This window comes from Pseudarthrobacter sp. NIBRBAC000502770 (genome assembly GCF_006517815.1).
Classification (GTDB): domain Bacteria; phylum Actinomycetota; class Actinomycetes; order Actinomycetales; family Micrococcaceae; genus Arthrobacter; species Arthrobacter niigatensis.
In genome coordinates, this window is the sequence record NZ_CP041198.1 from 2,122,706 (window position 1) to 2,144,039 (window position 21,334).

Annotated in this window: 16 protein-coding genes and 1 tRNA gene; 7 read left to right on the top strand and 10 right to left on the bottom strand. The window is 66.1% G+C overall.

Going from position 1 to position 21,334, the window contains the following annotated elements; translation table 11 throughout:
* Positions 1-106: 106 nt before the first annotated feature.
* Positions 107-179, top strand: a tRNA-Arg gene (locus NIBR502770_RS10170).
* Between the two features lie 90 nt (positions 180-269).
* Here NIBR502770_RS10170 and NIBR502770_RS10175 read toward each other — a convergent pair.
* Positions 270-1,220, bottom strand: coding sequence for a cation diffusion facilitator family transporter (locus tag NIBR502770_RS10175; RefSeq protein WP_141160039.1), 951 nt, complete (start codon positions 1,218-1,220; stop codon positions 270-272).
* A 125-nt stretch (positions 1,221-1,345) separates the two neighbouring features.
* Here NIBR502770_RS10175 and NIBR502770_RS10180 point away from each other — a divergent pair, with 125 nt between their 5' ends.
* The 3 genes from NIBR502770_RS10180 to hrpA all read left to right on the top strand — a co-directional run bounded on the left by NIBR502770_RS10180 (position 1,346) and on the right by hrpA (position 6,835).
* A complete protein-coding gene (locus NIBR502770_RS10180; protein ID WP_141181839.1) occupies positions 1,346-2,398 on the top strand; it encodes a M4 family metallopeptidase in 1,053 nt (350 codons plus the stop codon).
* Positions 2,399-2,459: 61 nt separating this feature from the next.
* Positions 2,460-2,792, top strand: coding sequence for a protealysin inhibitor emfourin (locus NIBR502770_RS10185; protein WP_141160037.1), 333 nt, complete (start codon positions 2,460-2,462; stop codon positions 2,790-2,792).
* Positions 2,793-2,854: 62 nt separating this feature from the next.
* The gene (hrpA, locus tag NIBR502770_RS10190) at positions 2,855-6,835 is read left to right on the top strand and encodes an ATP-dependent RNA helicase HrpA (protein WP_141181840.1); all 3,981 of its coding nucleotides are present in this window, start codon (positions 2,855-2,857) and stop codon (positions 6,833-6,835) included.
* A 68-nt stretch (positions 6,836-6,903) separates the two neighbouring features.
* On the opposite strand, the gene NIBR502770_RS10195 is transcribed toward hrpA, so the two are convergent.
* From NIBR502770_RS10195 to NIBR502770_RS10205, 3 genes are read right to left on the bottom strand one after another with little or no spacing between them, the layout of a single operon-like run.
* Positions 6,904-7,332, bottom strand: a complete 429-nt coding sequence (locus tag NIBR502770_RS10195; protein WP_141181841.1) for an HIT family protein — start codon at positions 7,330-7,332, stop codon at positions 6,904-6,906.
* Entirely contained in the window at positions 7,329-8,477 is a 1,149-nt protein-coding gene (locus NIBR502770_RS10200) for an NAD(P)-dependent alcohol dehydrogenase (RefSeq protein ID WP_141181842.1), read from the bottom strand. The genes NIBR502770_RS10195 and NIBR502770_RS10200 overlap by 4 nt, the downstream gene beginning before the upstream one ends.
* A complete protein-coding gene (locus NIBR502770_RS10205; protein ID WP_141181843.1) occupies positions 8,474-9,367 on the bottom strand; it encodes a sulfurtransferase in 894 nt (297 codons plus the stop codon). The genes NIBR502770_RS10200 and NIBR502770_RS10205 overlap by 4 nt, the downstream gene beginning before the upstream one ends.
* 93 nt (positions 9,368-9,460) lie before the next feature.
* Here NIBR502770_RS10205 and NIBR502770_RS10210 point away from each other — a divergent pair, with 93 nt between their 5' ends.
* A complete protein-coding gene (locus tag NIBR502770_RS10210) occupies positions 9,461-10,564 on the top strand; it encodes a PLP-dependent cysteine synthase family protein (RefSeq protein WP_210418941.1) in 1,104 nt (367 codons plus the stop codon).
* On the opposite strand, the gene NIBR502770_RS10215 is transcribed toward NIBR502770_RS10210, so the two are convergent.
* Entirely contained in the window at positions 10,561-11,217 is a 657-nt protein-coding gene (locus tag NIBR502770_RS10215) for an MBL fold metallo-hydrolase (RefSeq protein WP_141160032.1), read from the bottom strand. The two genes, NIBR502770_RS10210 and NIBR502770_RS10215, sit on opposite strands and share 4 nt — an antisense overlap.
* A gap of 90 nt (positions 11,218-11,307) precedes the next feature.
* Between NIBR502770_RS10215 and NIBR502770_RS10220 the strand changes: the two genes are divergently transcribed.
* Positions 11,308-11,769 (top strand): Fur family transcriptional regulator, encoded by a 462-nt coding sequence (locus NIBR502770_RS10220; protein WP_141161536.1) that lies wholly within the window; start codon positions 11,308-11,310, stop codon positions 11,767-11,769.
* Here the strand turns inward: NIBR502770_RS10220 and NIBR502770_RS10225 are convergent.
* From NIBR502770_RS10225 to NIBR502770_RS10245, 5 genes are all read right to left on the bottom strand, one after another.
* Positions 11,747-12,631: a metal ABC transporter permease gene (locus NIBR502770_RS10225; RefSeq protein ID WP_141160031.1), complete on the bottom strand. Its 885-nt coding sequence runs from the start codon at positions 12,629-12,631 to the stop codon at positions 11,747-11,749. The two genes, NIBR502770_RS10220 and NIBR502770_RS10225, sit on opposite strands and share 23 nt — an antisense overlap.
* A complete protein-coding gene (locus NIBR502770_RS10230) occupies positions 12,631-13,449 on the bottom strand; it encodes a metal ABC transporter ATP-binding protein (RefSeq protein ID WP_141160030.1) in 819 nt (272 codons plus the stop codon). Before NIBR502770_RS10230 ends, NIBR502770_RS10225 begins: the two co-directional genes overlap by 1 nt.
* Positions 13,446-14,432 carry a metal ABC transporter solute-binding protein, Zn/Mn family gene (locus tag NIBR502770_RS10235; protein WP_141181844.1) on the bottom strand — a complete coding sequence of 329 codons (987 nt, stop codon included), beginning with the start codon at positions 14,430-14,432 and terminating at the stop codon, positions 13,446-13,448. The genes NIBR502770_RS10230 and NIBR502770_RS10235 overlap by 4 nt, the downstream gene beginning before the upstream one ends.
* A gap of 139 nt (positions 14,433-14,571) precedes the next feature.
* Positions 14,572-15,642 carry a hemolysin family protein gene (locus NIBR502770_RS10240; protein WP_141181845.1) on the bottom strand — a complete coding sequence of 357 codons (1,071 nt, stop codon included), beginning with the start codon at positions 15,640-15,642 and terminating at the stop codon, positions 14,572-14,574.
* Positions 15,639-16,973 (bottom strand): hemolysin family protein, encoded by a 1,335-nt coding sequence (locus tag NIBR502770_RS10245; protein WP_141181846.1) that lies wholly within the window; start codon positions 16,971-16,973, stop codon positions 15,639-15,641. The genes NIBR502770_RS10240 and NIBR502770_RS10245 overlap by 4 nt, the downstream gene beginning before the upstream one ends.
* 528 nt (positions 16,974-17,501) lie before the next feature.
* On the opposite strand from NIBR502770_RS10245, the gene NIBR502770_RS10250 reads away from it, so the two are divergent.
* The gene (locus NIBR502770_RS10250) at positions 17,502-21,317 is read left to right on the top strand and encodes a multifunctional oxoglutarate decarboxylase/oxoglutarate dehydrogenase thiamine pyrophosphate-binding subunit/dihydrolipoyllysine-residue succinyltransferase subunit (RefSeq protein ID WP_141160026.1); all 3,816 of its coding nucleotides are present in this window, start codon (positions 17,502-17,504) and stop codon (positions 21,315-21,317) included.
* The last annotated feature ends 17 nt before the right edge of the window (positions 21,318-21,334 follow it).

Genomic DNA, 21,334 nt, shown 5'->3' on the forward strand with positions numbered 1-21,334 from the left:
CCGGCAGCCTCCGCGGACAAGACCCTGCGCCTGTTTTCCCTTGCGGGCCACCTTCCTGCTAAGCTCTAGGACGTCCCGCCGGGAACGGCAGGATATCCGGAAAATTGCCCTCGTAGCTCAGGGGATAGAGCGTCTGCCTCCGGAGCAGAAGGCCGTAGGTTCGAATCCTACCGAGGGCACATGGAAACCCCCGCCGCTTCTTGGAGCGGCGGGGGTTTTTCGTTCCCAAGGGTCCCCCCGCCCTGCGCCGGTCCACCCCGGGAACAGGGTCAGAAATTCAGTGCCGGCTCATCAAGGGTTGCCAGGGTCAGCACAGCTTCTTCAACTGTTGCGTGGTCTTCCAGCTCCCGCTCGATCCTGCGCAGGGCCACTGCCACCTCATGCTCCGGATGGTCCCCCTCCAGGTCCACCGCCGCCACGAGGTACAGCTTGCGCGGACCAACGAATTCCAGGTGCAGGTAGGTGAGCCGGGCGATGTCGCGGTGCTCCAGCACCCGCCGCGCCATGGAACGCTCAATATCGGGCGTGACGCCCTGGCCCACCAGGAAGCGCCGGTTCCGGTCGATCAGGACCACGGCGACGACGGCGAGCAACACGCCCACGGCGATCGAACCAATGGCGTCGGGCAGCGGCGACCCGGTGACCTGGTGCAGGAACACGCCCACGAACGCTATGACAAGGCCGATCAGCGCCGCGGCATCCTCGGCAAAGACGGCGCGCAGCGTGGGATCAGAGCTGATGAGGACCTGTTCGAGGGTGTGCCGTTCCAGTTCGTGCGCCGCTTTCCGGGTTTGGCGGAACGCCTGGACGAAGGAGATCCCTTCGAAGACGAAAGCCACCGCCAGGACGATGTAGGCCACCATGAAGTCGGCGGCCGGCTCAGGGGAAACTATTTCCTGGATGCCGTGCATGATGGACACCACCGCACCTGCCGTAAAGAGGCCGAACGCGGCGAACATCGACCAGACGTAGGCTTCGCGGCCGTATCCCATGGGATGTCCCTTGTCCCGGGGCCGGGCTGACCGCCGTTCCGCGAAAAACAGGAACACCTGGTTGCCCGTGTCCGCCCAGGAGTGCGCCGCCTCCGCCGCCATCGAAGCCGAGCCGGAGAGGACGGCCGCCACCGACTTTGCCGCCGCCACCAGCACATTCGCCACGAAGGCGATGATGACCGTCAGCAGGGTGGAACTGGACTTGGTTCGCTTTTCGGATTCAGCCATGCGCCTACCGTACCCAGCGCGGGCTGCTGCAGCCCGTTGCAGGCTGCCGAATTCGTGGCGGTGGCGTCCCTCCCAATGTCGGAGCCTGCTCATAGGCTGGGTCCACCTAGATGAGGGGGTACGCCATGCACGTTCCGTTCTGTTCAATCGTTCCGCCGTACATGTTGCGGCGGCTGGCGCAGCAGGATGCGCCGGAGTTCTCTTCCGCGGCCAGCGCCGCCAGGAAAGCACTGGTCCACGTCGAATCGTTCCAGGCGGCCCGTTCACAGGCTGTTCCGGCCCTTCCGCCCGGACTGCGGCAGGACAAGGCGGGGCCGGTCAAGCGGGCCATCTACGATGCCGGCGGCGAGGAAACCCTCCCAGGCAATCCTGTCCGCAATGAAGGCGGAGCCGCCACGGGAGATGCCGCAACTGACGAAGCCTATGACGGGCTCGGATCCACTCACCGGCTCTATGCCGACGCCTTCGGGCGGGATTCGGTGGACGGCCGCGGACTGAAGCTGGACGCCACGGTGCACTTTGGCAAGCTGTACGACAATGCCTTCTGGAACGGCAGCCAGATGGTCTTTGGCGACGGCGACGGAGATGTCTTCGAACGGTTCACCAAGTCCCTGAGCGTCATAGGGCACGAACTGGCCCACGGCGTCACCCAGTACTCGGCCGGGCTTGCCTACCGGAACCAGGCCGGCGCCCTGAACGAATCCATGTCCGACGTCTTTGGCGCGCTCGTTGAGCAGCACGTGGAGAACCAAACGGCAGCGCAGGCCAGCTGGCTGATCGGGGAAGGGCTCTTCACGCCGAAGGTCCAGGGACAGGCGCTGCGGTCCATGAAAGCGCCGGGGACCGCATACGACGACGACGTCCTGGGCAAGGACCCGCAGCCTGACTCCATGGACTCCTACGTCCGGACCAGCGCAGACAACGGCGGCGTCCACATCAACTCAGGCATCCCCAACCGCGCCTTCTACCTGGTGGCGGACGCGCTGGGCGGCTACGCGTGGGAGGCCCCGGGCCGCATCTGGTACGAGACCCTGACCAACGGTTCCCTGCCACCGTCGGCAACCTTCAGCGTCTTCGCCCGTGCCACGGTGCGCGCCGCCACGGACCTGTTCGGTTCCGGGTCCACCGAGCATGACGCCGTAGGGGCGGCGTGGGAAACTGTAAAGGTCAAACTTTAACCGTTGCCCCGGCGCCCCCTCCATCGGCTCCGGGTCCGGATGGAAGCCCAGGGGCCAGGCCATGAAGATCAAGGTGGAACGCACGGGCGGAATCGCGGCGATTACGCGGGTATGGACGGTGGACGCCCGGACGGACAGCGACCTCAGCCAGTGGCAGCCCCTCGTCGAGGCTTGCCCGTGGGATGCGGTTCCCAGCACCCCACGGGCAGCAGCGGCTGCCTTCGCGCCGCCCCAGCCGGACCGCTTCATCTACTCCATCACCGCAGGGCAGCGCAGGGCTGCCCTGCCCGAACAAGCCCTCACCGGACCCTGGCGCATCCTGGTTGACACCGCGCGGGCCGCCGCGGAGGAAGCCGGCGGACCGCTTCCCGGTGCTGGCAGCGGCCCTGCCTGAGGGCGGCCGGCTGCCCCGAGCCGAAGGAGGCGGTTCCCCACGGCAGTAGACTGTCTGCAGCCATGACTTTTCATATCTCCTATCCCGCTGAGCTGCCGGTTTCCGAGCGCCGCGAGGACCTGATGGCCGCCATCGCCGCCAACCAGGTGACCATCATTGCCGGCGAAACCGGCTCCGGAAAGACCACCCAGATCCCCAAGATGTGCCTGGAGCTGGGGCTGGGCGAGCATGGCCTTATCGGGCACACCCAGCCGCGCCGCCTGGCAGCGCGGACGGTAGCGGAGCGCATCGCGGAGGAGCTCGGCGTCGAGATCGGCCAGGAAGTAGGCTTCCAGGTCCGTTTCACGGGCGAGGTCAGCAAGGCGACCAAGGTCAAACTCATGACCGACGGCATCCTGCTCGCCGAGATCCAGCGGGACAAGCTGCTGCGGAAGTACAGCACCATCATCATTGACGAGGCCCACGAACGCAGCCTCAACATCGACTTCATCCTGGGCTACCTCAAGCGGGTCCTCCCCCAGCGGCCCGACCTGAAGGTCATCATCACCTCGGCCACCATTGATCCCGAACGGTTCGCCCAACACTTCGGCACCCCGGAAGACCCGGCCCCCATTGTTGAGGTGTCCGGCCGGACCTACCCGGTGGAAATCCGCTACCGCCCCCTCTCGCAGCCGAAAGAGGATGAAGAAGACGCCTCGGACGATGAACTTGAAGAGGACCGGGATCCGCTGGACGCCGTCTGCGATGCCGTGGACGAGCTTGCCGCCGAAGCCCCGGGTGACATCCTGGTGTTCTTCTCGGGTGAGCGCGAAATCCGGGACGCCGCAGAAGCATTGCAGGCCCGCATCCAGTCCAACCGCAGGCTGGCAAACACCGAGATCCTTCCGCTCTTTGCGCGCTTGAGCCTGCAGGAGCAGCACAAGGTGTTCCATCCCGGCAGCACGCGCCGGATCGTGCTGGCCACCAACGTGGCGGAGACGTCCCTGACGGTTCCCGGCATCAAGTACGTCATCGATACCGGCACCGCCCGCATTTCCCGGTATTCGCACCGCACCAAGGTCCAGCGCCTGCCCATCGAGCGCGTCTCGCAGGCATCGGCCAACCAGCGTTCGGGCCGCTGCGGCCGTGTTTCCGACGGCATCGCCATCCGCCTCTACTCCGAGGAAGACTTCGAATCACGGCCCCGGTTCACCGACCCTGAGATCCTGCGGACCAACCTCGCAGCCGTCATCCTCCAGATGACGGCCATGGGCGTGGCCAGGGGTCCCAAGGACGTCGAGGACTTTCCCTTCGTCGAACCGCCGGAAACCCGCGCCATCAACGACGGCGTCACCCTCCTTCGCGAGCTTGGCGCCCTGGCACCCCCTCGAGCCCACGGCACCGGCACCAAGCCTGAAGCAGCCGCCGGCCGGGGCGGAACCACGGGCGGCGGCCTGACCGCCGTCGGGCAGAAACTTGCCCAGCTCCCCGTGGATCCCCGCCTGGGCCGCATGATCGTGGAAGCGGGAAAGAGGGGCTGTGTCCGCGAAGTCATGGTGCTGGCGGCCGCGCTCACCATCCAGGACCCGCGCGAACGGCCAACCGACAAGCAACAACTGGCTGCGGAAAAGCACAACCGCTTCCGGGACGAAAACTCGGACTTCACCGGCTACCTCAATCTTTGGAACTACCTGCAGGAGAAGCAGCAGGAGCTGTCGTCATCGGCTTTCCGCAGGCTGTGCCGGACCGAGTTCATCAACTACCTGCGCGTGCGGGAATGGCAGGACCTCTTCACCCAGCTGCGGCAGCTGGCCCGTCCGCTGGGGATCACGCTGGACAACAAGCGCCTGGCGGATCCCGTGGGCAACCACGACGGCATCCATATCAGCCTGCTCTCCGGACTCCTGAGCCACATCGGCATCCTGGACGAGCGCAAGCGCGAATATGCCGGCGCCCGCGGCAGCCGCTTCGCGATCTTCCCCGGATCGGCGCTGTTCAGGAAGTCCCCCACGTTTGTCATGGCGGCCGAGCTGGTGGAGACCAGCCGGCTTTGGGCCAGGGTGGCCGCCAAATTCGATCCGGTATGGGCCGAACAGGTAGCCCCGGACCTGGTGAAGCGCAGCTACAGCGAACCACACTGGTCCACCAAACAGGGCGCAGTCATGGCCTATGAAAAGGTCACCCTCTATGGCGTTCCGATCATCGCCCAGCGGCGAATCAATTACGGCCGGGTGGATCCGGTGGTTGCCCGTGAATTGTTCATCAGGCACGCCCTGGTGGAAGGTGACTGGCGCACCCACCACAAGTTTTTCCACCGCAACCGGGCGCTCCTGCACGAGGTGGAGGAACTTGAGGCCCGCATGCGCCGGCGGGACCTGCTGGTGGATGATGAGACGCTGTTCGAGTTCTACGACGCCAGGATCGGCCCCGATGTTGTCTCCGAACGGCACTTCGACAAGTGGTGGAAGGACGCCCGGCGGGAGGACCCGGACCTCCTGGATTACGACAAGTCGCTGCTGCTCAGTGACGACGCCGAGGACCTGGACGAGTCCGCCTACCCCAAGACGTGGCTGCACAAGGGCTTCGAGCTTCCACTGACATACGAATTCCACCCGGTGGCACCTGGGTCCGCGCCCGACCCTTCCGACGGCGTGACGGCCGAGGTGCCCGTCCTATTCCTGAACCAGCTCGACGACGCCCCCTTCCGCTGGCTCATCCCGGGCCAGCGGGTGGAGCTGGTAACCGCCCTGATCAAGTCGCTGCCCAAGCAGGTCCGCAAGAACTTCGTCCCGGCGCCCGATGTTGCCCGGCAGGCCGTTGCCGTGCTCGAGTCCGATTTCGATCCCGCCACGGACGAACTGGAACCTTCGCTGGAACTGGCGTTGCGGCGGATCCGCGGAGCGGTCATCCCACCCGGCTCATGGAACTGGGACGCCGTTCCCCCGCACCTGCGCGTCAGTTTCAAGGTGGTGGACAGCAAGGGCAAGGTCTTGGGCGAAGGCAAGGACCTCGTCGGCCTCCAGGAGCAGCTGGCGCCCGCCACCCGCCGTGCCATCGCCGAGTCTCTTGGTACCACCCCCGCCTCCACCGTGCGGGGCGGCGGCAGCACTGCGCAGCGCCGCAACGGCAAGGCGTCCGACGCCGGGTCACCGGCCGGTCAGCAGGGCACCGGAGTGCCGGGCAGCGCGGGTTTCGTCGAGCAGGACGGCCTGACCGAATGGACCGTCGGCACCATTGAGCGCCAGGTGAGCAGCATGGTCAAGGGCCACACGGTCACCGGATATCCGGCGCTGGTGGACCAGGGAACGTCGGTGTCCCTTCGCGTGTTCCAGACGGCCGGGGAACAGCTCGACGCCATGCGCGGCGGTGTGATCAGGTTGCTGGCCCTGCGCGTTCCGGCACCGGACCGCTATGTCCTGGAGCACCTGAGCAATACCGAGAAACTCACTTTCAGCCAGAACCCGCACGGCTCGGTGGCAGCCCTGATCGCCGACTGCGCACTGGCGGCCATCGACAAGCTCACCCCTGCTGAACTCCCCTGGGACCGCAAAACCTTCGATGCGTTGTATGAGGTGGTGCGCGCGGAACTGATCGACACGGTCTTCTCCGTCACCGCCGTCGTCGAGCGTATCCTGGCCAGCACACGGCGGATCGAAAAGCAGCTTAAGGGCACCACGAGCCTCGCCCTGATCAGCGCGCTCAACGACATCAGGAGCCAGCTGGAGCAGCTCGTCTATCCAGGTTTTGTGGCACGCACGGGCTACGCCCAGCTCAGCCAGCTGCCACGGTATCTTGCAGCGATCGAGAAGCGGCTGGAGCGCCTGCCCGGGAACGTCCAGCGCGATGCCCTGAACATGGCGGTGGTGCAGCGGCTCGAGGACGACTATGACGATGCCGTGTCCGCGCTGCTGCCCGGACGGCGTGCCGGACAGGAGTTAACCCAGGTGCGCTGGATGCTTGAGGAGCTCCGGGTCAGCCTCTTCGCCGTCGAGCTGGGAACTGCCTACTCCGTGTCCGAAAAGCGGATCCGGACCGTGCTCAACAAGGCCTTGGCCCCAGCCTGAGCGGCGCCCCGTGTGCCATGCCCTGGGTGCCCGGCCTGCAAGGGCCGGGCACCGCGCAGCAACCGCCGTCAGGCCGCCGGAACGGATTCGCCGTAACCGGCCGCCCGGAGCCCTTCGCGCAGCTTCTCGGCGTTGGCGTCCAGCACGGCGGGATCCGGGTTCTGGTCCGCTGAGCCGAAGTCGAAGTCGGCCATGCTCCGCGACGGCCATACGTGTACATGCAGGTGGTTGACTTCGTAGCCCGCCACGATCAGGCCGGCTCGCCTGGCTCCGAAGGTATCCACCTGGACCGCACCGATCCGCCGCGCCACTTCCATGACCCGGGCCAGGGTCTCCGGCGGCGCGTCGGTCCAGCGGTCCACTTCTTCGGTGGGGACCACCAGGGTGTGGCCGTCGGCGAGCGGGCCGGTGGTGAGGAACGCCGCAACGTCGTCCTCGCGCCAGACGAACCGGCCGGGAATTTCGCCCTTCAGGATCTTCGTGAACAGCGTGCTCATGCGTCTGCCTCCTCGGCTGCTGCCTGCAGCGTGCTGGTGTCCAGCACGAACCGGTACTTGACGTCCCCAGCGACCATCCGGTCGTAGGCTTCATTCAGCTGGCCGGCGGCCACCACCTCGATGTCGGCAACCACGCCGTGCTCCGCGCAGAAGTCGAGCATTTCCTGGGTTTCGGCGATCCCGCCAATCAGTGATCCCGCGTAGGCGATGCGGCGCCGGATCAGTGCACCCGGATTGACCGGCGGCATGGCGTCGGAGGGCAGCCCCAGCTGGAAGAGTGCTCCGTCCACGCGCAAGGTGCGGAAGAAGGGGTTCAGGTCGTGAGGTGCCGCGACGGTGTCGATAATGAGATCGATGGTGCGGTTCGCGGCGGCCATGGCTGCCTCGTCCCGGGACAGGACAACATCGTCCGCCCCAAGTTCCAGGGCGGCCGCAACCTTCGATTCGGAGGTGGTGAAAACCACCACCTTCGCCCCCATGGCCTTTGCCAGCTTGACGGCCATGTGGCCGAGCCCACCCAGCCCCACGACGCCCACGACGTCGCCTTCTTCGACGTCGAAATGCCGCAGCGGCGAGAAAGTGGTGACACCGGCGCACAGCAGCGGCGCGACGGCGGCAGGGTCCAGCGAGTCCGGGACACGGAGGACGTAGCGGCGGTCCACGACGATGGACGACGAATAGCCGCCCTGGGTGATGGCGTCGCCGTTGCGCCGGTCCTTTGCGCCGTAGGTGCCGGTCATGCCGTTTTCGCAGTACTGCTCAAGGCCGTCCAGGCAGCTCTCACATTCCCGGCAGGAGTCCACCATGCACCCAACGCCGACGCGGTCGCCCACGGCGAAGTCGGTGACGTTCGAACCGGTCCTGCTGACCGTTCCCACGATTTCGTGGCCGGGGACCAACGGGTAAGTCTGGCCGCCCCACTCTCCACGGGTGGCGTGGACGTCCGAATGGCAGAGCCCGCAGAACTCGATGGCGATCTCCACGTCGTCCGGCTTGGGGGCGCGCCGGGCGACTGTCAGCGGCACCAACCCGCTGTCGCCGGACACGGCGCCGTAGGCGGCAGCGCGAATGCCGGCTTCGGAGCCTGCGGGTGCGGGTGGGATGGGATTGGCTAGGGGCGGTGGTACGGGACGTCCTGGTGTCATAGTGCGACGCTACCCCCGGCTCCACCGGAGTTTCCACCCGGGCCCGGACCGGTCCCCGGTTCCGGGCCGGTGGCCACCGGCAGCTCCGGGCGGTTTGACCACTCCGAGAAGGAGCCCGGGTAGAGGGCAGCGGAGAACCCGGCCAGTTCCAGCGCGGCCACCTCGTGCGCGGCCGTGACGCCGGAGCCGCAGTAGACAGCTGCCGGCCGGCTGTCCTGGACCCCCAGCGATTCGAACCTCCTCCGCAGCTCCGCCGGCGGAAGGAACCGCCCGGAACCGTCCACGTTCGCAGCGGTCGGAGCGCTGACGGCTCCGGGGATGTGGCCGGCACGGGGGTCGACGGGTTCCACCTCGCCCCGGTACCGCTCCCCCGCCCTTGCGTCGAGCAACAGGCCGCCCTGCGGCCAGGTGGCGGCAGCACCGCCGTCGATTACGGGCATCTGCCCGCTGCCCAACTCCACGTCGCCGGGAACAGGATGGACCGGTCCCGCCTCAAGCGGCAAGCCTGCGGCACGCCAGGCGCCCAGGCCGCCGTCGAGCAGGTACACCTCCGCCAGCCCGGCGTCGCGCAGCATCCACCACACCCTTGCCGCCGCCATGTTGGCGCTGTCATCGTAGGCAACCACGACGTCACCATTCCGCAGGCCCCACCGGCGGGCCGACTCCTGGAAGCGCGCGCGGGACGGCAGCGGGTGGCGCCCCCGGTCCGGAACGGCCGGATCCGCGAGCTCCGTGGCCAGGTCAACGAACACGGCGCCCGGAAGGTGCCCGACAAGATAGTGGTCGTGGCCATGCGGGTCGCCCAGCGCCCAGCGCACGTCCAGCAGCACCGTCCGGCGCCCGGCGGCGAGCCTGGCTTCAAGGCCGGGGACGTCAATCAGCGGATTCATGGAGCTCCTTCTGCAGGATCCGGGCCACCTGCCGGCGCAGGCAACGGTCCAACTCTAAACGGGCAAATCCGGCTGCGCGGGTAGGCTGGTGCGGTGAAGATCGAGGGCAGCACCGGCACGGGCAGCGGCGGAACGGACCGGGACTGGGCGGACCGGGCCATCCGCACCATCATGGCGGAGAACAACCGTTCCGCGGACACCCATCTCTACTCGGTGGCGCTGCCGGAACATTGGGGCATCCAGCTGTACCTCAAGGACGAGTCCACGCACCGGTCAGGCAGCCTCAAGCACCGGCTGGCCAGGTCGCTGTTCCTGTTCGGCCTGGTCAACGGCTGGATCAGGGCGGACACCACCATCGTGGAAGCCTCCAGCGGAAGCACCGCCGTTTCGGAGGCGTACTTCGCCCAGCTGCTGGGCCTCCCGTTCATCGCCGTCATGGCGCGCACCACCAGCCCGGAGAAGATCGCCCTGATCGAACAGTTCGGCGGCTCGTGTTTGCTGGTGGAAAACGCCTCTGACGTGTACTCGGTGGCCGAAGACGTGGCAGCCACCTGCAACGGGCATTACATGGACCAGTTCACCTACGCCGAGCGGGCGACCGACTGGCGCGGCAACAACAATATCGCCGAATCGATTTTCGGCCAGCTGGACCTGGAGCCGCACCCGGTGCCTGAATGGATCGTGGTAGGCGCCGGCACCGGTGGAACGAGCGCCACAATCGGCAGGTACCTGCGCTACCACAGCCATCCCACCAGGCTGCTGGTGGTCGACCCGGAAAACTCCGCTTTCTACCCCGGCTGGCTGGGGGAATCAGCCGGAAAGCCCACTGGCCTGCCGTCCCGGATCGAAGGCATCGGCCGGGCGCGGATGGAGCCAAGTTTCATTCCCACCGTCATCGACAGGATGGTCCAGGTGCCGGACGCGGCGTCGGTGGCCGCGATGCGGCACCTGCGGTCCTATGCCGGACTGCACGCCGGGCCGTCTACCGGCACCAACCTCTGGGGTGTGTGGCAGACAATTTCCGGCATGCTCTCGGAGGGCCGCCGGGGAAGCATCGTGTCGTTGATGTGCGACGGCGGCGAACGCTACGCGGGCAACTACTGGAACCAGGACTGGCTGGCTTCCCAGGGGCTGGATCCGGCGCCGCATGAAGCAGTAATCAGCCGCTTCCTGGACACCGGGGACTGGACCGGCTAGACCTCCACGGACTCGCCTGGTGCAAGGTGCCGGTACTCCGTGCCGTACTTGGCCCCGATCCGCTTGACATGCCCCTCAACGATGCCCAAACCGGTGTCGTTGAGCAGCCCGTCATGGATCTGGAACGCCCGCGGCGCACGCACGCCGATCACAAAGTCCACTACCTCGGCGGCCTTGCTCCAGGGCGCGTGCAGCGGCACCAGGAGTGTCTGGACCTGGATTCCGTCCGGGATGACGAAGGAATCCCCTGGGTGGTAGAGATTCTGGTCCACCAGGAAACCGATATTGGCCACCATGGGAATTTGCGGGTGGATCAGGGCATGCTGGCCGCCGAAGCTGCGGATCTCGAAGCCCGCCGCCTGGAAGGACTGGCCGGGTTCCACGGTGTAAATGCGGTCCGCGGCGCCTGGAGCATCCTCGCGCAGTTGCTGTGCCACGCCCGCGGGAGCGTGGAGCTCGAGGTCCGGGTTGCCGTGCAGGGCTTCCACCACGGCCTTGGTGTCCAGATGGTCGGCGTGTTCGTGGGTTACCAGGACAGCCTGCGCTCCGGGCAGCGCCTCTGCGGTTTCGGAAAAGGTGCCTGGATCGAGGACCAGGACCCCGCCCTCCTTCTCGAGCCGGACACAGGCGTGGGTGTATTTGGTCAGCTTCATGGACGCCAGCCTAGGGTTCGTACCGGAACGCTGTCCATGAAGTTCAGGCTGGTAATCTTGATGTTTGCCCCCAAGGAAGCGAGTTCGTCCATGCCGATCGGCGTCAAGGCTGATTCCGCCGCCCCGTCCCCGGCGGGAGGCGGCAAGGAACAGCGGGTTACCAAGCAGCGCAAAGCCGTCAGTGCTGCCCTGGACCGCCTGGATGACTTTGTCAGCACGCAGGAGCTCTACCGGATCCTGCAGAACCAGGGCGTGTCGGTTTCACTCGCTACTGCGTACCGGATCCTGCAGTCCCTCGCTGATGAGGGCCTCGTTGACGTGCTGCGCAACGGCGACGGCGAGGCCGTGTACCGTCGCTGTGCGGTGACCGCACACCACCACCACCTGCTCTGCAGGAACTGTGGAAAAGCTGTTGAAGTCGAAGCCCCGGCCGTAGAGACCTGGGCTGTTCGCACAGCTGCCGAGCACGGATTCACCGAAGTGGACCACACCGTGGAAATTTTCGGGCTGTGCCCGGACTGCACCGTCCTTAAGGCTGCCGGGAAGCTGTAAGCACACGCCCGTTGAGGCCACGGGCCTCGCGCACGGACCCGATGGCACGGCACACCACATAAATCAGGAACGACAACGTGGTGACATAGGGGCTGATGGGAATCCGGCCGCCCAGGGCCAGCAGGATTCCACCCACCGTGGCGGACACTGCGAAGACCACGCTGAGGACCACCGCCACCGCCGGCGAGGAGGTGACCCGGAGCGCGGCGGCCGCGGGGGTGATGAGCAGGGCGAGCACCAGCAGGGCGCCAACCACCTGGATGGACAGGGCCACACTGACGCCCAGGATGATCATGAACACGATCGCCAGGCTGCGGACGGGCACTCCACGGGCCTCGGCGAGTTCGGGATCCACGCTGGCGAAGTTCAGCGGGCGCCAGATGGCCACCAGCACGAGCATGACGACGACGGCCGTCACGGCGAGTGCCTGCAGCTGGACGGTGTCCACGGAGACGATTTGGCCGGTCAGCAGGCCGAACTTGTTCGCGGCACGGCCCTGGTACAGGGACAGGAACAGGATTCCCAGGCCCAGCCCGAACGGCATGATGACCCCGATGATCGAGTTCTTGTCCCGTGCACGGACCCCCATCAGCCCCAGCAGGAGCGCCGCCGCCACCGACCCCACCAGCGAGCCAAAGACCACGTCCGCCCCGACCAGCAGGGCGAAGGCGGCTCCGGCGAAGGAGAGCTCGGAAATGCCGTGGACGGCGAAGGCAAGATCACGCTTCATGACGAAAGTGCCTACCAGTCCACCAAGGAGCCCCAGGATGGCCCCCGCCCAGATGGAGTTCTGGACCAGGACCAGCAGTTCGCCGTAGTTGTCGAAATTGAAGATGGCCCCCAGGATGCTGTCCGCGTCCATTACGCCACCTCCCCTGCCATCGTGTCCGCCTCCGCGTGGTGGTGATGGGTGGTGGCGTCGGGGAGGCCGACCACCACGATCCGGCCATTGGCGCGGATCACCTCCACATGGCTGCCGTAGAGATCCGACAGGACTTCGGTGGTCATGACCTCGTCTGGCGCCCCGACGCGGAACCGTCCCCCGGCCAAGTAGAGGACCCGGTCCACATATTCGATGATCGGATTGATTTCGTGGGTAACGAAAACGACGGCGCTGTTGTGTTCCCGGCTTTGCTTGCTGATCAGGGCGCTGACTGCCTGCTGGTGGTGCAGGTCAAGGGACAACAGCGGCTCGTCGCAAAGCAGGACCTGGGGATCGGTGGCCAGGGCCTGCGCCACTCGAAGCCGCTGCTGCTCGCCGCCGGAAAGCTGCCCAACCGGGACGTTGGCGTAGTCGGAGGCTCCCACAAGCTCAAGGAGCTGGTCCACCTGGCGGCTGGTCCTGGCCGACGAGAGCCGGATACCCCAGCGGTGGCCGTCCACTCCGAGTGCCACCAGGTCCCGGGCCCGCATGGGCGTGTCAGGTGCAAAGGATTTCTGCTGGGGAATGTAGCCGATCAGGCTGCTGCCGCGCTCCACGGGGTGCCCGCCCAGGGCCGCTTCGCCCGAGTGCAGCTTCTGCAGGCCCAGCAGGACCTTGAGGAAGCTGGTCTTGCCGCTGCCGTTGGGGCCGAGCACCGCGAAGAACTCACCTGGCCTGATGTCGAGGTCGAGGTCCTCCCAGAGCGTGCGCTGGCCGAACTTGAGGCACGCCCCTTTGAGGCTGACGACGGATTTCACCTGTTTGTCTCCAGAACCTTGCCGATGTTGTTCACATTGTCCGTCATCCACTGCAGGTAGGTCTTGCCTTCAGGCAGTGTCTCCGTGAAGTCCACGACGGGAACTCCGGCGTTCTCGGCTGCTTTCTTCAGCGCTTCAGTCTGGGGACCTTCCGTCTGGGCGTTGTAGGCGAGCAGGCGGACTCCTTTGGATCCCACCAGGTCCGTGGCTTCCTTCAGAACGGCGGGAGGAACGTCGGTGCCCTCCTCAATGGCCGCCGTGTACTGTCCGGGCGTCGCGTTGTCCAGCCCCGCGTCCGCCAGCATGTACAGCGGTACCGGCTCGGTGACTGCCACCGTGCCCCCGCCACGGGAGGCCTTCATGGCATCGAGCCGGCCGTGCAGGGCAGACAGAGAGGACTTGAAGGAGTCCGCGTTTGCGGTGAAGGTTGCGGCAGAGCCGGGATCCAGGGCTGCCAGCTTTCCGGCGATGCCGTCTGCGAGCCGCTCCATCGCAGGAAGGCTGTACCAGACGTGCTCGTTGAGGTCACCGTGGTCGTGGCCATCGTGCGAGCCGGCCGCGTCCGTGTCGGCCGGTTGCGGTGACGGGGCAGCGTCGCCGGGATGGGCAAGGCCGGAAACGTCGACGGCGGTCAGCACCGAGGCGCTGTCAAGCTTGCTGCCCTCCACCAGGGTGTGGATGAAGTCGTCGTATCCCCCGCCGTTCTCAATGACAAGCCTGGCTTTGGACACCGCCAGCCGGTCCTGGGCGGTTGCCTCGTAGGAGTGCGGATCCTGGCCTGCATTGTTAATGATGGCGGTCACCTTCACCTTGTCCCCGCCGATAGTCCGGGCGATGTCACCGTAGACGTTGGTGGACGCCACCACGGCGATCCCCTGGGCCGGGTCGACGGTTTGCGAGGGCTGGGGACTGCAAGCACTGAGCAGGAGGCCAACACCCGCGAGGGCGGCAAGGAAAGAGCTGGCAGCGGCTGGACGGCGCACGGAAAACCTCAGTTCACGCAGGATGGGGGGACAACACTGCCAGCCTATACCTAAATGCGAATGATTCCTATTTAGGTTCGGTTGCCCGGGACCGCGAGGGGGCACCCCTTGCCGGATGGCAGGGGGCACCCCCCGGGCCTCAGTTGCCGTTCGGCTGTCCCAGGCGGCGGATGCCGGTGGCCTGCGTTGCATCGCGGATTTCGCCGACCAGTTGCTCGATCACGTCCTCCAGGAACAGGACCCCGCGCGTGGTGCCGTCCGGCCCAATCACGCGCGCAAGGTGGGAACCCGTGCGCTGCATGACGGACATGGCCTTCTCGATCTCGTCGCCCAGCGCCAGGTTTGCCAGTGACCGGACCCGGCTTTCCGCGATGGGCAGCTCGTAGGCGGACTCCGGGATGGACAGCACGTCCTTGACATGGAGGTAGCCGTACAGCATGTCCTCATCATCCAGCATGGGGAACCGGGAGAAACCCGTACGGCTCACGGCCTTCTCGAACTCCACGGGCGTGGTGGAGGCGCCCAGCATGACCAGGTTCCCGATCGGGACCATGATGTCCTCCGCGGTGTGCTCCGAGAACTCGAGCGCTCCGGTAATGAGCCCGGCGTCGTCGTCCACGAGCCCGTGGCGGGTGGATTCCTGGACGATCGACTGGACCTCCTCCAGGGTGAACGAGGACGTGACTTCGTCCTTGGGTTCGATCCGCATCAGTTTGAGGATGTGGTTGGCTGACCAGTTCAGGACCGAGATCACGGGATGCACCAGCCGTGAGACGAACAGCAGCGGCGGCGCGAGGAAGAGTGCTGCCTTGTCCGCCACGGACACCGAGATGTTCTTGGGAACCATCTCGCCAAAGGTGACGTGCAGGAAAGTCACCAGCATCAGGGCCACGGCGAAGGCTGCAACATCAGCCGCTTCCGCCGGCAGGCCCACCCTTTCGATGGGGACGGCCAGCAGGTGGTGGATGGCCGGCTCGGCCACCAGCAGGATCAGCAGCGAACAGACCGTGATGCCCAGCTGTGCACAGGCCAGCATCAGGGACACATTTTCCATGGCGCGCAGGGTGGTCTGGGCGCGCTTCGAGCCGGTATCGGCCAGGGGTTCGATCTGGCTGCGGCGCGCGGACATGATGGCGAACTCGGCCGCCACGAAGAAGGCGTTGCCCAGCAGGAGGACGCCCAGCCACAGTATTCCCGCCCAGTCACTCATGGCTTGCTCCCGTTGTCGGCATCCTGCGCAGCGGGTTCGCCGGCGGGATGGAAACAGATGCGGTCGATCCTGCGGCCGTCCATCCTGGTCACGCTGAGTGTGCCGCCGTTCACCGGAACAGTGTCGCCTACGGCCCCGATCCTGCCGAGTTTGCTCATGACGTAGCCGCCCACGGTTTCATAGGCAGCTTCGTCGGGAACGCTGAGGCCTGGAATCTGTTCGGACAATTCATCGGGACGGAGAAGCCCAGGGAAGTACCAGTCGCCGGAGGCGCTTTGCAGGAGCCCCGGGCGGACTTTGTCGTGTTCGTCGGCCACTTCGCCGACAATTTCCTCCACCAGGTCCTCCAGGGTGGCGATGCCGGCGGTTCCCCCGTACTCGTCCAGCACGACGGCAAGCTGCAGGTTTCCCTCCCGGAGCTCGGCCAGCAGCGCGTCCAGATGGATCGTTTCGGGCACACGGAGCACCTCTGTCATGATGGCGCCCGCTTCAAGGTTTTGCCGGCGGTCCCATGGAACGGCAACCGCCTTCTTGACGTGCACCAGGCCGCGGATGTCGTCGGCCGACTCACCGATGACGGGGAACCGCGAGTAGCCGGTCCTGCGCGCAGCATCCACGATGTCGGAGACGGGCTGGTCGGCGTCGATCGTCTCCAGCCGGATCCGGGGCGTCATGACGTCCGCAGCCGTCCGGGTGGAGAAGTTCAGCGTTCGGGCAATGAAGTTCGCCGTCCCGGCATCGAGCGTTCCCATGGCAGCGGACCTGCGGACCAGCGAGGCCAGCTCTGCCGGCGTCCGTGCCCCGGAAATCTCCTCTTTGGCTTCCAGGCCGAACACGTTCAGCACCTTGTTCGAGAATCCGTTGAGCACCAGGATCGCCGGCTTGAAGATGGTGGTGAAAACAAGCTGGGGGCCGGCCAGGGCACGGCCCACGGGAAACGCGAGGGCGATGGCCATGTTTTTCGGTACCAGCTCGCCCAGGAGCATGGACAGCAGGGTTGCCAGCACCATCGCCAGGATCAGGGACACGGATTCCACCGCGACGTCGGGAAGTCCGACGGCGACCAGCGGCGCACGGAGGAGCCGGCCAACCGAGGGTTCCATGACGTAGCCGGTGAGCAAAGTGGTCAGCGTGATGCCAAGCTGGCAGCTGGACAGCTGGGTTGACAGGGACTTGAGGCAGGTGAGCAAAGGCACCGCGCCCGTATCGCCGTCGTCAATGGCGCGCTGGACGGTGGCCTGGTCCAGGGCGATGAGGGAGAACTCGACGGCCACGAAGAATCCCGTACCGGCGATCAGCAGCAGGCCTGCTGCAAGAAGGAGCCACTCCATTCAGCATCCCGCCTGGGGCGGGGAGGAAAAGAGGGTGGAAAAACTGTTTCGTCCCGGCGGAGGATGATCGGCAGATACCGACGCTTGCTCCGTGCGGGTTGCGGCAAGCTGGGCCGTGGGCTGGTGATGGGCGCGTTGTCGGGGTTTGCCGGCTCTGGGGGCGGACTGCGCGGCGCTGCTCTTCAAGCTCCGCTGACAGCGCCCAGGCCGGCACCTAGATTTACTGTCCATAAGAATTTCAGTCTACAGGAGCAGCCCCCCGGCCGGACGCCCGGGAACGGGCCGGAGACGCCCATTCCGCCCGCCTCGGAAACCCCTCTGCCGGCGGTCCTGCGCACCCCGCCGGCCGCCATATTCGGGCCCCGGTTCGTCACTTCATGATTTGAGTCACCCTTATTGGCAGTTAACACGGAATGCTCACTAGACTTGCAAAGGTCCGGGTTCAGCGGACAGAGACTGGTTCGAACGTAGTGCTGAAGCACCGGGGGGCCAAAGAGAAATCAAACTCATGGAAGAGGCGTATTTCAAGTGCCAGAGCAGCCAAGCCACCGTCTACCAGAGGAATTTGGCGGAAACGAGTGGCTCGTTGACGAACTGTACGAGCAGTACCAGCAGGACAAGAACGCCGTGGACGCCAAGTGGTGGCCGCTGTTTGAATCCTTCGACTCGGGCAACGGTTCTTCTTCCAATGGAAATTCCACGCATGCCGCCAATCCTCCCACCCGGGAACTCCCCGTCGTAAAGCAGGCTCCCGCCGCACCGGCATCGTCGCCGGCCGCGGCACCCGCTGCGCCGGCCGCCGCCGCTGCCCCGGCGCCTGCCGCACCGGCAGCAGCCCCCGCCCCCGTCAAGAAGGCCCCCGCCACGGAAGCGCGCGACGGCGGCAAGAAGACCGAGGCCGGCACCGGCTCGCAGCCCATTCCGGCGCAGCTGCCCAAGAACGTCAAGGCGCCCACCGCGCCCGAGGAAGACGTCGTCTCCGTCCTTCGTGGACCGGCAAAGGCGATCGCCACCAACATGGTCACCAGCCTGCAGGTGCCCACCGCCACCAGCGTCCGTGCCATCCCCGCCAAGCTGCTCATCGACAACCGGGTGGTCATCAACTCCAACCTGGCCCGTGCCCGCGGCGGCAAGGTTTCCTTCACGCACCTGATCGGCTACGCCGTCATCCGCGCTCTGTCCCAGTTCCCCTCCATGAACGTGTACTACGACGAGGTGGACGGAAAGCCCGTCGCGGTGCAGCCCGCCCACGTCAACTTCGGCATCGCCATCGACATGCCCAAGCCCGACGGAACCCGGCTGCTGATGGTCCCGAACATCAAGAAGGCCGAGACCCTCAACTTCGCCGAGTTCTGGCACACCTACGAGGACCTGATCAAGCGGGCCCGCAACGGCAAGCTCACCGCCGAGGACCACCAGGGCACCACGGTGTCCCTGACCAACCCGGGCGGCATCGGCACCGTTCACTCGGTACCGCGCCTTTCCAAGGGCCAGGCTGCGATCATCGGCGTCGGCGCCCTTGACTACCCCGCAGAATTCCAGGGCGCCAGCGAAAAGATCATCGCCCAGAACGCCATCAGCAAGGTCCTGACCCTCACCTCGACCTACGACCACCGCGTCATCCAGGGTGCCGGCAGCGGCGAGTTCCTCAAGCTGGTCCACCAGCTGCTGCTGGGCGCGCAGAACTTCTACGACGAGATCTTCGAAGCCCTCCGGATTCCCTACGAGCCCGTCCGCTGGAGCCCCGACCTGCAGGTGGATCCCGCCGACGAGATCAACAAGGTGGCCCGGATCCAGCAGCTGATCCACTCGTTCCGCGTTCGCGGCCACCTCATGGCGGACACCGATCCGCTGGAGTACGTCCAGCGCAAGCACCCGGACCTCGACGTCCTCACCTACGGTCTTACCCTCTGGGACCTGGACCGCGAATGGCCCACCGGCGGGTTCGGCGGCAAGCCGATGCTGAAGTTCCGCGACATCCTTGGTGTCCTGCGTGATGCCTACTGCCGCACCACTGGCATCGAGTACATGCACATCCAGGAGCCTGCCGAGCGCAAGTGGTTCCAGGACCAGCTGGAGCACGCCTACTCCAAGCCCAGCCGCGAGGAACAGCTGCGGATCGTCTCCAAGCTGAACGCAGCGGAGGCCTTTGAGACCTTCCTGCAGACCAAGTTCGTGGGCCAGAAGCGCTTCTCCCTCGAAGGCGGCGAGTCCCTGATTCCGCTGCTGGACGCCATCCTGTCCGACGCAGCCGACGACGGCCTGGACGAGGTCGCGATCGGCATGGCCCACCGCGGCCGCCTCAACGTCCTGACGAACATCGCCGGCAAGACCTACGCCCAGGTGTTCCGCGAATTCGAGGGCACCCAGGATCCGCGCTCCGTGCAGGGCTCGGGCGACGTCAAGTACCACCTGGGCACCGAAGGCACCTTCACCTCGGACAACGGCAAGGAAACCAAGGTCTACCTCGCCGCCAACCCGTCACACCTTGAAGCAGTGGACTCCGTCCTCGAAGGCATTGTCCGCGCCAAGCAGGACCGGCTGGACCAGGGGGAATCGTTCCCGGTCCTGCCCATCATGGTCCACGGCGACGCCGCCTTCGCCGGCCAGGGAGTTGTGGCTGAAACCCTCAACCTGTCCCAGCTCCGTGGCTACCGCACGGGTGGAACCATCCACATCGTGGTCAACAACCAGGTCGGCTTCACCACCGCCCCGTCGTCGTCGCGGTCCTCCACGTACTCCACCGACGTGGCCAAGATGATCCAGGCGCCGGTCTTCCACGTGAACGGCGATGACCCCGAGGCTGTTGTCCGCATCGGACAGCTGGCCTACGAATTCCGGCAGCGCTTCCACAAGGACGTTGTCATCGACATGGTGTGCTACCGCCGCCGCGGCCACAACGAGGGCGACGACCCCTCGATGACCCAGCCGCTGATGTACAACCTGATCGAAGCCAAGCGCTCCGTCCGCAAGCTGTACACCGAGTCCCTCATCGGCCGCGGCGACATCACCGAGGAAGAAGCCGAGCAGCTGCTCCGCGACTACCAGGAACGGCTGGAGCGTGTCTTTGCCGAGACGCACGCTGCGCAGACGTCTCCGATCCCGATTGTCACCGCAGACTCCGCCGCTGTGTCCGATATCGAACGGCCCAAGGCCCAGCAGTCCGATTCCAGCGTCAGCGCTCCGGCCTCGACGGCCATCAGCGCCGAGACCCTGGCCCGGATCGGCAAGGCACACGTCGAGATTCCCGACGGTTTCACTGTCCACCCGAAGCTGAAGCAGCTGCTGGATAAGCGCGAACAGATGTCCCGCGAGGGCGGCATCGACTGGGGCTTCGGCGAGATCGCGGCCTTCGGTTCGCTGATCATGGAAGGCGTCCCCGTGCGCCTCGCCGGCCAGGACTCACGGCGCGGCACGTTCGTGCAGCGCCACGCCGTCTTCCACGACCGCGCCAACGGCAAGGAATGGCTGCCCCTGGGCAACCTTTCGGACGACCAGGCCAAGCTGTGGATCTACGACTCGCTGCTGTCCGAATACGCCGCCATGGGCTTCGAATACGGCTACTCCGTGGAACGCCCCGACGCCCTGGTCCTCTGGGAGGCCCAGTTCGGTGACTTCGTCAACGGCGCCCAGACCATCATTGACGAATTCATTTCATCCGCCGAACAGAAGTGGGGACAGCGTTCCTCGCTGGTCCTGATGCTCCCCCATGGCTATGAAGGCCAGGGACCGGACCACTCCTCGGCAAGGATCGAGCGGTTCCTTCAGCTGTGTGCCGAGGACAACATGATCGTGGCCAACCCGACCACGGCGGCCTCGCACTTCCACCTGCTGCGCCGCCAGGCGTACAGCCGTCCGCGCAAGCCGCTGATCATCTTCACGCCCAAGCAGCTCCTCCGCCTGAAGGCAGCCGCTTCCTCCGTGGAGGACTTCACCACCGGCACGTTCCGGCCCGTCATCGGTGACCATGAGCAGCTGCCGGCCACCGCCGTCGAACGCGTGCTCCTGGTCTCCGGCCGCCTGTACTACGATCTGCTGTCCACCCGGCAGAAGACCGGTGACAAGACCACTGCGATCGTCCGCGTGGAGCAGCTTTACCCGCTGCCGCACGCCGAGATCGAAGCGGAGCTTGCCAAGTACCCCAATGCCGAGGTGGTGTGGGCCCAGGATGAGCCCGCCAACCAGGGACCCTGGCCGTTCATGGGGCTGCACCTGCCCGAAGCCCTGGACCGGCGCGTGCGCCTGGTGTCGCGGCCGGCCTCGGCCTCCACGGCAGCCGGTTCCATGAAGCGGCACGCCGCAGAGCAGGATGTCCTGCTGAAGCAGGCATTTGCCCGGAAGTAGGCAGTAAGGCTGCCCGG

What these genes read in the sequence shown, in the direction of transcription:
- NIBR502770_RS10175 (WP_141160039.1), bottom strand. Translation starts at nt 1,220, where the DNA reads ATGGCTGAATCCGAAAAGCGAACCAAGTCCAGTTCCACCCTGCTGACG.
- NIBR502770_RS10180 (WP_141181839.1), top strand. Translation starts at nt 1,346, where the DNA reads ATGCACGTTCCGTTCTGTTCAATCGTTCCGCCGTACATGTTGCGGCGG.
- NIBR502770_RS10185 (WP_141160037.1), top strand. Translation starts at nt 2,460, where the DNA reads ATGAAGATCAAGGTGGAACGCACGGGCGGAATCGCGGCGATTACGCGG.
- hrpA (WP_141181840.1), top strand. Translation starts at nt 2,855, where the DNA reads ATGACTTTTCATATCTCCTATCCCGCTGAGCTGCCGGTTTCCGAGCGC.
- NIBR502770_RS10195 (WP_141181841.1), bottom strand. Translation starts at nt 7,332, where the DNA reads ATGAGCACGCTGTTCACGAAGATCCTGAAGGGCGAAATTCCCGGCCGG.
- NIBR502770_RS10200 (WP_141181842.1), bottom strand. Translation starts at nt 8,477, where the DNA reads ATGACACCAGGACGTCCCGTACCACCGCCCCTAGCCAATCCCATCCCA.
- NIBR502770_RS10205 (WP_141181843.1), bottom strand. Translation starts at nt 9,367, where the DNA reads ATGAATCCGCTGATTGACGTCCCCGGCCTTGAAGCCAGGCTCGCCGCC.
- NIBR502770_RS10215 (WP_141160032.1), bottom strand. Translation starts at nt 11,217, where the DNA reads ATGAAGCTGACCAAATACACCCACGCCTGTGTCCGGCTCGAGAAGGAG.
- NIBR502770_RS10220 (WP_141161536.1), top strand. Translation starts at nt 11,308, where the DNA reads ATGCCGATCGGCGTCAAGGCTGATTCCGCCGCCCCGTCCCCGGCGGGA.
- NIBR502770_RS10225 (WP_141160031.1), bottom strand. Translation starts at nt 12,631, where the DNA reads ATGGACGCGGACAGCATCCTGGGGGCCATCTTCAATTTCGACAACTAC.
- NIBR502770_RS10240 (WP_141181845.1), bottom strand. Translation starts at nt 15,642, where the DNA reads ATGAGTGACTGGGCGGGAATACTGTGGCTGGGCGTCCTCCTGCTGGGC.
- NIBR502770_RS10245 (WP_141181846.1), bottom strand. Translation starts at nt 16,973, where the DNA reads ATGGAGTGGCTCCTTCTTGCAGCAGGCCTGCTGCTGATCGCCGGTACG.